Origin of the sequence: Streptomyces sp. NPDC018693, from assembly GCF_044391385.1 — a bacterium.
Taxonomy (GTDB): Bacteria; Actinomycetota; Actinomycetes; order Streptomycetales; family Streptomycetaceae; genus Streptomyces.
Genome location: NZ_JBIRZZ010000014.1, coordinates 143,512 through 157,524, shown reverse-complemented (window position 1 = coordinate 157,524; position 14,013 = coordinate 143,512). Strand labels below are relative to the sequence as shown.

At 66.5% G+C, this 14,013-nt stretch carries 10 protein-coding genes; all 10 read right to left on the bottom strand.

The window, feature by feature from the left end:
* Positions 1-77: 77 nt before the first annotated feature.
* Positions 78-3,977 (bottom strand): DNA-directed RNA polymerase subunit beta', encoded by a 3,900-nt coding sequence (locus tag ACH5AC_RS30205; protein WP_398865378.1) that lies wholly within the window; start codon positions 3,975-3,977, stop codon positions 78-80.
* A gap of 94 nt (positions 3,978-4,071) precedes the next feature.
* The gene (rpoB, locus tag ACH5AC_RS30200; RefSeq protein WP_398865377.1) at positions 4,072-7,560 is read right to left on the bottom strand and encodes a DNA-directed RNA polymerase subunit beta; all 3,489 of its coding nucleotides are present in this window, start codon (positions 7,558-7,560) and stop codon (positions 4,072-4,074) included.
* Positions 7,561-8,120: 560 nt separating this feature from the next.
* Positions 8,121-8,504 (bottom strand): 50S ribosomal protein L7/L12, encoded by a 384-nt coding sequence (gene rplL / locus ACH5AC_RS30195; protein ID WP_398865376.1) that lies wholly within the window; start codon positions 8,502-8,504, stop codon positions 8,121-8,123.
* A 110-nt stretch (positions 8,505-8,614) separates the two neighbouring features.
* A complete protein-coding gene (gene rplJ / locus ACH5AC_RS30190) occupies positions 8,615-9,145 on the bottom strand; it encodes a 50S ribosomal protein L10 (RefSeq protein WP_086734025.1) in 531 nt (176 codons plus the stop codon).
* Positions 9,146-9,391: 246 nt separating this feature from the next.
* Positions 9,392-10,351, bottom strand: a complete 960-nt coding sequence (locus tag ACH5AC_RS30185; RefSeq protein WP_398865374.1) for a hypothetical protein — start codon at positions 10,349-10,351, stop codon at positions 9,392-9,394.
* A 41-nt stretch (positions 10,352-10,392) separates the two neighbouring features.
* Positions 10,393-11,229, bottom strand: a complete 837-nt coding sequence (locus tag ACH5AC_RS30180) for a hypothetical protein (RefSeq protein ID WP_398865373.1) — start codon at positions 11,227-11,229, stop codon at positions 10,393-10,395.
* A 120-nt stretch (positions 11,230-11,349) separates the two neighbouring features.
* Entirely contained in the window at positions 11,350-12,075 is a 726-nt protein-coding gene (rplA, locus tag ACH5AC_RS30175; protein WP_398865372.1) for a 50S ribosomal protein L1, read from the bottom strand.
* Positions 12,076-12,151: 76 nt separating this feature from the next.
* Positions 12,152-12,586, bottom strand: coding sequence for a 50S ribosomal protein L11 (rplK, locus tag ACH5AC_RS30170; protein ID WP_028805116.1), 435 nt, complete (start codon positions 12,584-12,586; stop codon positions 12,152-12,154).
* A 151-nt stretch (positions 12,587-12,737) separates the two neighbouring features.
* Positions 12,738-13,583, bottom strand: a complete 846-nt coding sequence (gene nusG, locus ACH5AC_RS30165) for a transcription termination/antitermination protein NusG (RefSeq protein WP_398865371.1) — start codon at positions 13,581-13,583, stop codon at positions 12,738-12,740.
* Between the two features lie 80 nt (positions 13,584-13,663).
* A complete protein-coding gene (gene secE / locus ACH5AC_RS30160; protein ID WP_398865370.1) occupies positions 13,664-13,948 on the bottom strand; it encodes a preprotein translocase subunit SecE in 285 nt (94 codons plus the stop codon).
* Between the last annotated feature and the right edge of the window lie 65 nt (positions 13,949-14,013).

Sequence of the window (14,013 nt, the reverse complement as noted above, 5' to 3'; positions counted from 1 at the left end):
ACTGAACACCGTTGAACGCCGAAGGGCGGTCACCCCGTGTCGCACGGGGTGACCGCCCTTCAACTCAGTTCAACCACTCACTGGTTGTACGGACCGTAGTCGTAGTCCTCCAGCGGAACGGCCTGGCCGGAGCCGGTGCCGAACGGCGAGTAGTCGATGTCGTCGTAGCCGACGGCCGAGTACATCGCGGCCTTCGCCTCCTCGGTCGGCTCGACCCGGATGTTGCGGTAGCGGGACAGACCCGTACCGGCCGGGATGAGCTTACCGATGATGACGTTCTCCTTGAGGCCGATCAGGGAATCGGACTTGGCGTTGATCGCCGCGTCCGTGAGGACCCTGGTCGTCTCCTGGAAGGAGGCCGCCGACAGCCAGGACTCGGTGGCCAGCGACGCCTTGGTGATACCCATGAGCTGCGGACGACCGGAGGCCGGGTGACCGCCCTCCTGGACCACACGACGGTTCTCCTGCTCGAAGCGGGAGCGCTCGACCAGCTCACCGGGCAGCAGCTCGGCGTCACCGGACTCGATGATCGTCACACGGCGCAGCATCTGCCGGATGATGATCTCGATGTGCTTGTCGTGGATCGACACACCCTGCGAGTTGTACACCTTCTGGACCTCGCCGACCAGGTGGACCTGGACGGCACGCTGACCCAGGATGCGCAGCACGTCGTGCGGGTTGGTGGCACCCACGGTGAGCTTCTGGCCCACCTCGACGTGCTCGCCCTCGCTGACTAGGAGACGGGCGCGCTTCGAGATCGGGTACGCGCTCTCGTCGCTGCCGTCGTCCGGCGTGATGACGATCTTCTTGGTCTTCTCGGTCTCCTCGATGCGAACACGGCCGCTCGCCTCGGAGATCGGTGCGACACCCTTCGGGGTACGGGCCTCGAAGAGCTCGACGACACGCGGCAGACCCTGGGTGATGTCGTCACCGGCCACACCACCGGTGTGGAAGGTACGCATCGTCAGCTGGGTACCGGGCTCACCGATGGACTGGGCGGCGATGATGCCGACCGCCTCACCGATGTCGACCAGCTTGCCGGTGGCCAGCGAACGGCCGTAGCACATGGCGCAGGTGCCGACGGCGGACTCACAGGTCAGGACCGAGCGGGTCTTGACCTCCGAGACGCCGTGCTTGACCAGCTCGTCGATGAGCACGTCACCGAGGTCGGTACCGGCCGGGGCCAGCACCCTGCCGTCGACGACGATGTCCTCGGCGAGGCAGCGCGCGTACACGGACGTCTCCACGTCGTCCGCCTTGCGCAGGACGCCGTCGGCGCCGCGCTCGGCGATGACCAGACGCAGACCGCGGTCGGTGCCGCAGTCCTCCTCGCGGATGATGACGTCCTGGGAGACGTCGACCAGACGACGGGTGAGGTAACCCGAGTCGGCGGTACGCAGAGCGGTGTCCGCCAGACCCTTACGGGCACCGTGCGTGGAGATGAAGTACTCCAGCACGGACAGACCCTCACGGAACGACGCCTTGATCGGACGCGGGATCGTCTCGTTCTTCGCGTTCGACACCAGACCACGCATACCGGCGATCTGACGCATCTGCATCATGTTGCCTCGTGCACCCGAGTTCACCATCATGAAGATCGGGTTGGTCTTCGGGAAGTTGTCGTTCATCGCCTCGGCGACCTCGTTGGTCGCCTTGGTCCAGATCGCGATGAGCTCCTGCGTGCGCTCGTCCTTGGTGATCAGACCGCGCTCGTACTGCTTCTGGACCTTCTCGTCCTGCGCCTCGTAGCCGCGGACGATCTCCTTCTTCGCCTCGGGGACGACGACGTCGGAGATGGCGACGGTCACGCCGGAACGGGTGGCCCAGTAGAAGCCGGCCGCCTTCAGGTTGTCGAGCGTCGCCGCCACGATGACCTTCGGGTAGCGCTCGGCGAGGTCGTTGACGATCTCGGAGAGCTGCTTCTTGCCGACCTCGTAGTCGACGAACGGGTAGTCCTCGGGCAGCAGCTCGTTGAAGAGCGCACGGCCCAGGGTCGTCCGCAGCCGGAACGAGTCACCCTGCTGCCACTCCGGCTCGCCCTCCTCCTGCACAGGCGGCGTCCACCCACGCGGCGGGATGGTGCCCACCGGGAAGCGGATGTCGACCGGCGACTGCAGGGAGAGCTCACCCGCGTCGAACGCCATGATCGCCTCGGCGACGGACGCGAAGGAGCGCTCCGCACCCTTGACGTCCCGCATCTCACCGTCGGTGGTGAGGAAGAACAGACCGAGGACCATGTCCTGGGTCGGCATCGTCACCGGACGGCCGTCGGCGGGCTTGAGGATGTTGTTCGAGGACAGCATCAGGATGCGGGCCTCGGCCTGCGCCTCCGCGGACAGCGGCAGGTGCACGGCCATCTGGTCACCGTCGAAGTCCGCGTTGAACGCGGTGCAGACGAGCGGGTGGATCTGGATGGCCTTGCCCTCGACCAGCTGCGGCTCGAACGCCTGGATACCGAGGCGGTGCAGGGTGGGCGCGCGGTTCAGCAGCACCGGGTGCTCGGCGATGACCTCTTCGAGGACGTCGTACACGACCGTACGGCCGCGCTCGACCATCCTCTTCGCGCTCTTGATGTTCTGGGCGTGGTTGAGGTCGACGAGCCGCTTCATCACGAACGGCTTGAACAGCTCCAGCGCCATGGCCTTCGGCAGACCGCACTGGTGCAGCTTCAGCTGCGGACCGACGACGATCACGGAACGCGCGGAGTAGTCCACACGCTTGCCGAGCAGGTTCTGACGGAAGCGACCCTGCTTGCCCTTCAGCATGTCGCTGAGGGACTTCAGCGGGCGGTTGCCCGGACCGGTCACCGGACGGCCACGGCGGCCGTTGTCGAACAGCGCGTCGACGGCCTCCTGGAGCATGCGCTTCTCGTTGTTCACGATGATCTCGGGCGCGCCGAGGTCGAGAAGCCGCTTCAGACGGTTGTTGCGGTTGATGACACGGCGGTACAGGTCGTTCAGGTCGGAGGTCGCGAAGCGGCCACCGTCCAGCTGCACCATGGGACGCAGGTCCGGCGGGATGACCGGCACGCAGTCCAGCACCATGCCCTTGGGGCTGTTGCTGGTCTGCAGGAACGCGGAGACGACCTTCAGGCGCTTGAGCGCACGGGTCTTCTTCTGGCCCTTGCCGGTGCGGATGATCTCGCGGAGCTTCTCGGCCTCCTCGTCGAGGTCGAAGGACTCCAGGCGCTTCTGCAGCGCCGCGGCACCCATCGAACCGTCGAAGTACGTGCCGAAGCGGTCCCGCAGCTCGCGGTAGAGGAGCTCGTCGCCCTCCAGGTCCTGGACCTTGAGGTTCTTGAAGCGGGTCCACACCTCGTCGAGACGGTCGATCTCGCGCTGCGCACGGTCACGCAGCTGCTTCATCTCACGCTCGGCACCCTCGCGGACCTTGCGGCGCACGTCGGCCTTGGCGCCCTCGGCCTCCAGCTCGGCCAGGTCGGTCTCGAGCTTCTTGGCGCGGGCCTCCAGGTCGGCGTCCCGGCGGTTCTCGATCTGCTGCCGCTCGACGGAGACATGCGCCTCCAGGGAGGGCAGGTCGCGGGTGCGGCGCTCCTCGTCGACGTACGTGATCATGTACGCCGCGAAGTAGATGACCTTCTCCAGGTCCTTCGGGGCGAGGTCGAGCAGATAGCCCAGACGGCTCGGGACGCCCTTGAAGTACCAGATGTGCGTGACGGGCGCGGCCAGCTCGATGTGGCCCATCCGCTCACGGCGCACCTTGGCGCGGGTGACCTCGACGCCACAGCGCTCACAGATGATGCCCTTGAAGCGGACGCGCTTGTACTTGCCGCAGTAGCACTCCCAGTCCCGGGTCGGACCGAAGATCTTCTCGCAGAAGAGTCCGTCCTTCTCGGGCTTGAGGGTGCGGTAGTTGATGGTCTCGGGCTTCTTGACCTCACCGTGGCTCCACTGACGGATGTCGTCAGCGGTGGCCAGGCCGATCCGGAGCTCGTCGAAGAAGTTGACGTCGAGCACTATGCGTCAATCCCTCTCAGGGTCGTAAGTCTTGGGGTCTGAAACGGGGGTCCTGGGGCCGGCGGCCTTCTGGATGAAGGCCGCCGGACTCCCGTCAGACCTCTTCGACGCTGCTCGGCTCACGCCGGGACAGGTCGATGCCGAGCTCCTCCGCAGCGCGGAAGACGTCCTCGTCGGTGTCACGCATCTCGATGGACATACCGTCGCTGGACAGCACCTCCACATTCAGGCAGAGCGACTGCATCTCCTTGATGAGCACCTTGAAGGACTCGGGGATGCCGGGCTCGGGGATGTTCTCGCCCTTGACGATGGCCTCGTAGACCTTCACGCGGCCGGTGACGTCGTCGGACTTGATGGTCAGCAGCTCCTGGAGGGCGTACGCGGCGCCGTACGCCTCCAGCGCCCACACCTCCATCTCACCGAAGCGCTGGCCACCGAACTGGGCCTTACCACCCAGCGGCTGCTGGGTGATCATCGAGTACGGGCCGGTCGAACGGGCGTGCAGCTTGTCGTCGACCAGGTGGTGCAGCTTCAGGATGTACATGTAGCCGACCGAGATCGGGTCCGGGAACGGCTCACCGCTACGGCCGTCGAACAGCCGCGCCTTGCCGGACGGGAGCACCATGCGCTCGCCGTCGCGGTTCGGGATGGTGTGCTGCAGCAGACCCGCGAGCTCGTCCTCACGCGCACCGTCGAAGACCGGGGTGGCGACGTTGGTGCCCGGCTGGACCGAGTCGGCGCCGATGGCCTGCAGGCGCTGCGCCCAGTCGTCCGCGAGGCCGGAGACGTCCCAGCCGCGGCTGGCGAGCCAGCCGAGGTGGATCTCCAGGACCTGTCCCGGGTTCATTCGGGACGGCACACCCAGCGGGTTGAGGATGATGTCGACCGGGGTCCCGTCCTCGAGGAACGGCATGTCCTCGATGGGCAGGATCTTGGAGATGACACCCTTGTTGCCGTGACGGCCGGCGAGCTTGTCACCGTCGGTGATCTTGCGCTTCTGCGCGACGTAGACGCGCACCAGCTGGTTGACACCGGGGGGAAGCTCGTCGCCCTCCTCGCGGTCGAAGACGCGGACGCCGATGACCTTGCCGGTCTCACCGTGCGGCACCTTCAGCGAGGTGTCACGGACCTCACGGGCCTTCTCACCGAAGATCGCGCGGAGCAGGCGCTCCTCGGGGGTCAGCTCGGTCTCACCCTTCGGGGTGACCTTGCCGACGAGGATGTCACCGGCGATGACCTCGGCACCGATGCGGATGATGCCGCGCTCGTCGAGGTCGGCGAGGACCTCCTCGGAGACGTTCGGGATGTCCCGGGTGATCTCCTCGGGGCCGAGCTTGGTGTCACGGGCGTCGACCTCGTGCTCCTCGATGTGGATCGAGGAGAGGACGTCGTCCTGCACGAGGCGCTGCGACAGGATGATCGCGTCCTCGTAGTTGTGACCCTCCCACGGCATGAACGCCACGAGCAGGTTCTTGCCGAGGGCCATCTCGCCGTTCTGGGTGGCCGGACCGTCGGCGAGGACCTGGCCCTCGATGATCCGGTCGCCCTCGTTGACGATGACCTTCTGGTTGACCGAGGTGCCCTGGTTGGAGCGGGCGAACTTGGCCAGGCGGTACGTGATGTACGTGCCGTCGTCGTTGGCGGTGGTGATGTAGTCCGCGGAGACCTCCTGGACCACACCGGCCTTCTCGGCCTTGACGACGTCGCCGGCGTCGACGGCGGAGCGGTACTCCATGCCGGTGCCGACGAGCGGGGACTCGGACTTGATCAGGGGCACGGCCTGACGCATCATGTTCGCGCCCATGAGGGCACGGTTGGCGTCGTCGTGCTCCAGGAAGGGGATCATGGCGGTCGCGACCGACACCATCTGGCGCGGCGAGACGTCCATGTAGTCCACGTCCTCGGGGGCGACGTAGTCGACCTCGCCGCCACGGCGGCGGACCAGGACGCGGGCCTCCTCGAAGCGGAGGTCGTCCGTCAGCGGCGCGTTGGCCTGCGCGATGACGAAGCGGTCCTCTTCGTCGGCGGTCAGGTAGTGCACCTCTTCGGTGACGACACCGTTCTCGTCGACCTTGCGGTACGGGGTCTCGACGAAACCGAACGCGTTGACCCGGCCGTAGGTGGCGAGCGAGCCGATCAGACCGATGTTCGGGCCTTCGGGGGTCTCGATCGGGCACATGCGGCCGTAGTGCGAGGGGTGCACGTCACGGACCTCGAAGCCGGCCCGCTCACGGGACAGACCACCCGGGCCGAGCGCGGACAGACGACGCTTGTGCGTCAGCCCGGACAGCGGGTTGTTCTGGTCCATGAACTGGGACAGCTGGCTGGTGCCGAAGAACTCCTTGATGGAGGCGACGACCGGCCGGATGTTGATCAGGGTCTGCGGCGTGATCGCCTCGACGTCCTGGGTCGTCATCCGCTCGCGGACGACACGCTCCATACGCGCCAGACCCGTACGGACCTGGTTCTGGATGAGCTCGCCGACGCTGCGCAGACGACGGTTGCCGAAGTGGTCGATGTCGTCGGTCTCGACCACGATCGAGGTGCCGTTGTCGCCGACCGTCTCGGTCTCGCCCGCGTGCAGCTTCACCAGGTACTTGATCGTCGAGATGATGTCCTCGACGGTCAGGATGCCGGCGTCCAGCGGCGCGTCCGCGCCCAGCTTCTTGTTGACCTTGTAGCGGCCGACCTTGGCGAGGTCGTAGCGCTTGGGGTTGAAGTACAGGTTCTCCAGCAGCGTCTGCGCGGCCTCACGCGTGGGGGGCTCGCCCGGACGCAGCTTGCGGTAGATGTCGAGCAGCGCGTCGTCCTGGCCCTGGGTGTGGTCCTTCTCCAGGGTGGCGCGCATGGACTCGTACTCGCCGAACTCCTCGAGGATCTGCTCGGTCGTCCAGCCGAGCGCCTTCAGCAGGACGGTGACGGACTGCTTGCGCTTGCGGTCGATACGGACACCGACCATGTCGCGCTTGTCGATCTCCATCTCCAGCCAGGCACCCCGGGACGGGATGATCTTGGCGGAGAAGATGTCCTTGTCCGACGTCTTGTCGATGCTGGAGTCGAAGTAGACACCGGGCGAGCGGACCAGCTGCGACACCACGACACGCTCGGTGCCGTTGATGACGAAGGTGCCCTTGTTGGTCATGAGCGGGAAGTCGCCCATGAAGACCGTCTGGGACTTGATCTCGCCGGTCTCGTTGTTGGTGAACTCGGCCGTGACGAAGAGCGGCGCGGCGTACGTGAAGTCGCGCTCCTTGCACTCGTCGATCGAGTTCTTCGGGGGCTCGAAGCGGTGGTCGCGGAATGTCAGCGACATCGACCCGGAGAAGTCCTCGATCGGGGAGATCTCCTCGAAGATCTCCTCGAGGCCGGACTTGGTGGGGACGTCCTGACCGGACTCCAGAGCCGCCTCGACCCGACTCTGCCAGGCGGTGTTGCCGAGCAGCCAGTCGAAGCTCTCGGTCTGCAGCGCGAGCAGGTTCGGAACCTCAAGGGGCTCCTTGATCTTTGCAAAGGAGATGCGCAGCGGGGCGGTGCTGGCGCCGTTGTTCATATTCGCGTTCGAGGCAGTGCGCGAGGCGGCCAAGAGGGGGTCCTTCCGAGGGCTCGGACTCACTACGCGCTCCCCGGCCCCTCACCCACCAATAGCGACAGAAATCCCAGGTCAGGATTGTTTCCATCGTCGATGCTGAGGCGAGGGCAGACCCCTGGTGACGGGCAGGGGACAGCTAACAGGCAGCGCAAAGGGTCAGTGTAGCCACTTGGCACACTGATGTCCAGTGCGGGTTTTCGAGACCCTCATCGGCCCTCGTGTTCTCAACATCTGCGACAAGGCACTGCCCTCAACGCACGTTGATACTGCCCTCTTCGCCGTCGATCCATGCCTCGGATTCGGACCGTTGTGACGACGCGTCCTGAGAATTGCGCGCTGCGTGCGGTTCGTCAAGGCCCCCCGGCCCCGACCAGGGAGATCCGGGGACACCCGGAGACACGACGAAGATCACCATACCCCCCGGGAACCGGGGCGCAAGGCAACCGTGGCCGCGCCCCCAGGAACGCCGAAGAGCGACCACCCAGATGGATGATCGCTCTTCGGTGCGTTCGCGTTACAGCCCTACGGGGCCGTCACAGGCGGTCGCGAAGGTCTTACTTGACCTCGACGGACGCGCCGGCGCCCTTGAGGGCCTCGGCGGCCTTGTCCGCGGCCTCCTTGTTGACCTTCTCCAGAACCGGCTTCGGCGTACCGTCGACCAGGTCCTTGGCCTCCTTCAGGCCGAGGGAGGTCAGCTCACGGACGACCTTGATGACCTGGATCTTCTTCTCGCCGGCACCGGTGAGGATGACGTCGAACTCGTCCTTCTCCTCGACGGCCTCGGCGGCCGGGGCGCCCGGGGCGCCGGCCATCATGACCGGGGCGGCAGCGGCGGCGGTGACGTCGAACTTCTCCTCGAACGCCTTCACGAACTCGGAAAGCTGGATGAGGGTCATGTTCTCGAACTCGGCGAGCAGTTCTTCCTGGGTGAGAGCCACGGTGGCTTTCCTTCCACTAATTCGGCTGGTGCCGGATGTACATGACTGGCGGGCGTACGTTGGCCCGCTACGACCGCCACCCGAGGGCAGCGATCATGATGCGAGCCGAATTACTCGGCACCGCCCTGCTCGTCCTGCTTGGCGCGCAGCGCGTCCACGGTGCGGACGAGCTTCGACGGCAGCGCCTGGAAGACGGAGGCAGCCTGGGACTGCTTCCCCTTGAGGGCACCGGCCAGCTTGGACAGCAGAACCTCGCGGGACTCGAGGTCCGCAAGCTTCTTGATCTCGTCGGCGGACAGCGCCTTGCCGTCAAGGACACCGCCCTTGATGACGAGATTCGGGTTTTCCTTGGCGAAGTCACGGAGACCCTTCGCCGACTCCACCGGGTCACCGGTGACGAAGGCGACGGCCGTCGGACCAGCGAAGAGCTGGTCGTCCAGCGTGATCCCGGCCTCGTTGGCCGCAATCTTGGTCAGCGTGTTCTTCACCACGGCGTACTGGGCGTTCTCACCGAGCGACCGGCGCAGCGTCTTGAGCTGCGCCACGGTGAGACCGCGGTACTCGGTCAGCACGGCGGCGTTGGAGCTACGGAACTTGTCCGTCAGCTCGGCAACCGCGGCAGCCTTGTCGGGCCTCGCCATAGAGCCTCGGCCTCCTTCCGGGTGATTCGGACCGCGCGGACCCGAAGGAGGACTGGGGAAAACGAAACGCCCCGGCGCAGGCGCACGGGGCGGACTCGACCGGCCGTACACACGCCAGGGCGTGCACTCCGGGAGCTCTTCCACTGTCACCTGCGCGGGTCGCCCACTTTTCAGCGGATCCTTCGGCCACCGCGCACCCATCCGAGCACGCGGCAACGACCAGCGGTCTTTGGCTTCTGTAGGAGATTAAAGGACAGGCTCGCCGTCAAGCAAATCGGCGTCCTCGCCGAGGTCCTCCTCGCTGAACTCCTCCTCGCCCATGGCCTCCCCCATCTCCTTCATCATGTCCATGAAGTCGACGGTCTCCTCAGTCGGCGGGACGTAGACCTCTGCCTTCGTCCCGTAGTCGGAGAACTTCATGCTCGCCGTGATGGTGCCCTCGGGGGTTTCCATACCGACGTCCATCCGCACCGGCAGATCGTCCTTGTTGACCCAGACCTCGGTGTCGTAGCCCTTGATGCCGGACTTCTCGATGGTGTCGAGGAGATCCTTGCGGTCGTCGGCGTCGAGCACGTCGAGGGACTTGTTGGCCGCCATCATCTCCTTGACGGAGAGCGTGCCCTTGTAGTGGTCGGCCTCCACGCCGTCGATCTTCTCGCTGCCGACGTGCTTGAGGTTGGGCGACTCCAGCAGCAGGGCGAGCTGCTTGGCGGGGTCCTGGTTCATGTCGGTCAGGCCACCGCTCATCGCCTTGGCGAGGTCCGCGTCGCCGGCCTCCTTCGCCATGGCGCCGAAGTCCATCTTCAGCCAGTGCTTGCCGTCCATGTCCAGTTCCTTGGCGGCGGCCTCGCCCATGTCCATGTACATCACGTTGTCGCGCATGATCATGCGCATCTTCTCCGGGCCGCCCGGCTCGCTCGCCAGGGCGGAGCCCTCCATCGTGACGTCCATGACCGACGGGTCCCACCCCATCACGCCGGTCATGGTCATGTCGCCGCCGTCCTCCATGCCGGCCGGCATGGACACCGTCATGGAGATCTTGGCGGACTTGGCGTCGCTGGTCTTCTCGAAGGCCGCCGTCAGCGCCTGCGCGGCGGTCCGCTGTACGGGCTTGACCCCGCCGGCGTTCTCGCTGCCGCACGCCACCGCGCCGGTGAGCAGCAGTACCGTTCCTGCCGCCGCGCCGATCCTGGTTCCTCTGTTCATGTGGGTTCCCCCCGCTGTGTCCGTGTGTCCGGCCCCAGGTTTCACGCCTTCGGCGTCAGCTGCGTGAAGTCCGCCGTCTCCCCCGACGGCGGCGCAGCGACGACCACGTCGGTTCCGTAGTCGCTGTAGGACGCGGTCTGGGTGTACGCGCCCGTAGCAGTGTGGCCTCTTTCCACCTTCTTGACCACCAGATTCTGCTCGTCAAGCCAGATATCGATGGTCCCGCCGGTCATCCCGGCCCGCTGCAGCTGGCCTCGGAGTTCCGCGTCGGAGACATCCGTCACATCGACCGTGCCGGTGTAGTGCGTCGTGCGCCGCCCGTCGACCGTCTCCTGCCCGGCGCCGCGCAGATCGTCCGCGTCCAGCAGCAGCCGCACCGACTGGCTGGGCGTGGTGTTGCGCATCTGGTCGTCGAAGTCGGTGCCGCCACCGAGTGCGTCGAGGTCGTCGTAGGCGTAGCGGATCCAGGGCTTGCCGCCGGCCTTCCGGGCGAACTCCTCGCCCATGTGCGCGTAGTAGGCGTCGGGCAGGTACCGCGCCTCCATCGAGGTGACGCCGAGCCCGCGCATCGTCTCGGCGGTCCTGCCGCCGGTGTACGTGATGGTGAGCGTCCCGGTGAGGCCGTCGCGCCAGCGCAGCGCGCCGTCGGCGGTCAGGGCCAGCTCGCCGCCCATGACGGTCGTGGAGCGCACCTTGGCCGAGGCGGCCCGCTCGGTGGCCTGCTCGGCGGCCCTCAGCCGGGCGAGGGTGGCCGGCGCCGGCGAGTGCGTGGGCTCGGGCGCCCCCTCGTCGGAGGTGCACCCGGTGGTCACCGTGGTCACCGCCACCGCCGTCAGCACGATCGATACGGCCGTACGGCGCGCCCTCGCCCCCCGCATACGTCCACCCCCATACGTCGGTTCCTGGACGCACGCTAACCCAGGACGGCCGCCCGGCCGGGAAAACGGAACGGGCCCCGCACCTCGAAAGGTGCGGGGCCCGTCCTACCGGCCGGGGTCTCAGACCGCCGCCGGGTCCTCCTCGACGAGGAGGTTACGGGTGCGGTTGGGGTCCAGCTGGATGCCGGGGCCCATGGTGGTGGAGATGGCGGCCTTCTTGATGTAGCGGCCCTTGGCGGCGGACGGCTTCAGACGGAGGATCTCCTCCAGCGCGGCGCCGTAGTTCTCCACCAGCTTGGTGTCGTCGAAGGACACCTTGCCGATGATGAAGTGCAGGTTCGAGTGCTTGTCGACGCGGAACTCGATCTTGCCGCCCTTGATGTCGGTGACGGCCTTGGCGACGTCGGGGGTGACGGTGCCGGTCTTCGGGTTCGGCATCAGACCACGCGGGCCGAGGACGCGGCCGAGGCGGCCGACCTTGCCCATGAGGTCCGGGGTGGCGACGACGGCGTCGAAGTCCAGACGGCCCTTCGACACCTCGTCGATCAGTTCGTCGGCGCCGACGATGTCGGCGCCCGCGGCACGCGCGGCCTCGGCACGGTCACCGGTCGCGAAGACCAGGACCCGGGCGGTCTTACCGGTGCCGTGCGGAAGGTTCACGGTGCCACGGACCATCTGGTCGGCCTTGCGCGGGTCGACACCCAGGCGGAAGGCGACCTCGACGGTGCCGTCGAACTTGGTCGTGGAGGTCTCCTTGGCGAGACGGACGGCCTCGAGCGGGGCGTAGAGCTTGTCCCGGTCGACCTTGGCGTCCGCAGCGCGGAGAGACTTGCTGCGCTTGCTCACTACTGCTCCTGTGTGTTCTAGGAGTCGTGGTCCGGGCCGAGCAGGCCCTGCCACTTCTGCTGCTGGAAAGGTGGGGTCAGCCCTCGACCGTGATGCCCATGGAACGGGCGGTGCCGGCGATGATCTTCGCGGCGGCGTCCAGGTCGTTGGCGTTGAGGTCGGGCATCTTGGTGGTGGCGATCTCGCGGACCTGCGCCTCGGTGATCTTGGCGACCTTGGTCTTGTGCGGCTCGCCGGAGCCCTTCTCCACGCCCGCGGCCTTGAGGATCATCTTGGCGGCCGGCGGCGTCTTGGTGATGAAGGTGAAGGAGCGGTCCTCGTAGACCGTGATCTCCACCGGGATGACCCACCCACGCTGCGACTCGGTCGCGGCGTTGTAAGCCTTGCAGAACTCCATGATGTTCACGCCGTGCTGACCCAGCGCGGGGCCGACCGGCGGGGCCGGGTTGGCGGCACCGGCCTGGATCTGGAGCTTGATGAGCCCCGTGACCTTCTTCTTCTTGGGAGGCATTTCGGGTCCTCTCCCGTTTCTCTGTCGATTTCGTAGTGCCCGAAGGCAACCGCACAACCTTAACGGGTAGGTCTGCGCGGCCAAAAACCGAGCAGGTCAGACAGGCTGTGAGCCCGTCTGACCCGTCCGGTGGCTTCAGTCGCCGAAGGCGTCAGTTCTTCTGGATCTGATCGAACGACAGCTCGACCGGCGTCTCACGCCCGAAGATCTCCACCAGACCCTTGACCTTCTTCGAGTCGGCGTTGATCTCGTTGATCGTGGCCTGCAGCGTGGCGAACGGACCGTCCGTGACGGTGACCGAGTCGCCGACCTCGAAGTCCAGCACCTGGACCTCGACCTTGCGCTGCGGAGCCGGCTTGCCCTCGGCCTCGGCCGCCTCGCGGGCCGCCTTCTCCTCGGCCTCCGGGGCGAGCATCTTGACGATCTCGTCCAGGGTCAGCGGGTACGGGTCGTAGGCGTTGCCCACGAAGCCGGTGACGCCGGGCGTGTTGCGGACGACACCCCAGGACTCGTTCGTCAGGTCCATGCGGACGAGGACGTAGCCGGGCAGCTTGTTCTGCTTGATCGTCTTGCGGTCGCCGTTCTTGATCTGGACGACCTCTTCCTGCGGCACCTCGGCCTGGAAGATGTAGTCCTCGACGTTCAGCGAGACGGCGCGCTGCTCCAGGTTGGTCTTCACGCGGTTCTCGTAGCCGGCGTAGGTGTGGATGACGTACCACTCGCCGGGCAGGGTGCGCAGTTCCTCACGCAGGGCCGCGACGGGGTCGACCGGCTCGGCAGGCTCGGCGGCCTCGGCCTCGGTCTCTTCCTCGCCGTCCTCGGCTTCTTCCTCGTCGGCGGCGGACTCGTCCTCGGCGGCTTCCTCGGTGGGCTCGTCCGCGTCGGCGTCGGCAGCCTCGAACTCGTCCAGGTCCTCGTCCGCGCCCTCGACGATGTCGAGCTCGTCGTCCACCGACTCTTCCGGCTCGATGGCGTCGTTCAGGTTCTGGTCAGACACGGTGGCTGCTTCTTCCTGGATACATAGGGGTGGAACACGCGAAACGGGCGCCGGATACCTCGGCGCCCTTCGCTCTCGACTCAGCCGAAGACGTACTTCGCTGCGTTGCTGAGCCCATAGTCAATCACGGTCACCAGGCCGATCATGATCACGACGAAGATGATGACCACTGTGGTGTATGTCGTCAGCTGGTTGCGCGACGGCCAGACGACCTTGCGGAGTTCCGCGACGATCTGGCGGTAGAAGAGAGCGAGACGCTTCAGCGGGCCCTTCTTGGCACGCTTGCCACCCTTACGGGTCTTCTTGCTCTCGGGCGCCTCGTCCTGGGCGTCAGGCATGTCGAGCGAGCCCACGGCGTCCGCCATTCATCCTCACCTGAATCCCGGGTCGTGGCCGTGCCGCGCCCGGTCTGAGCCGCACGGCGGTGCAT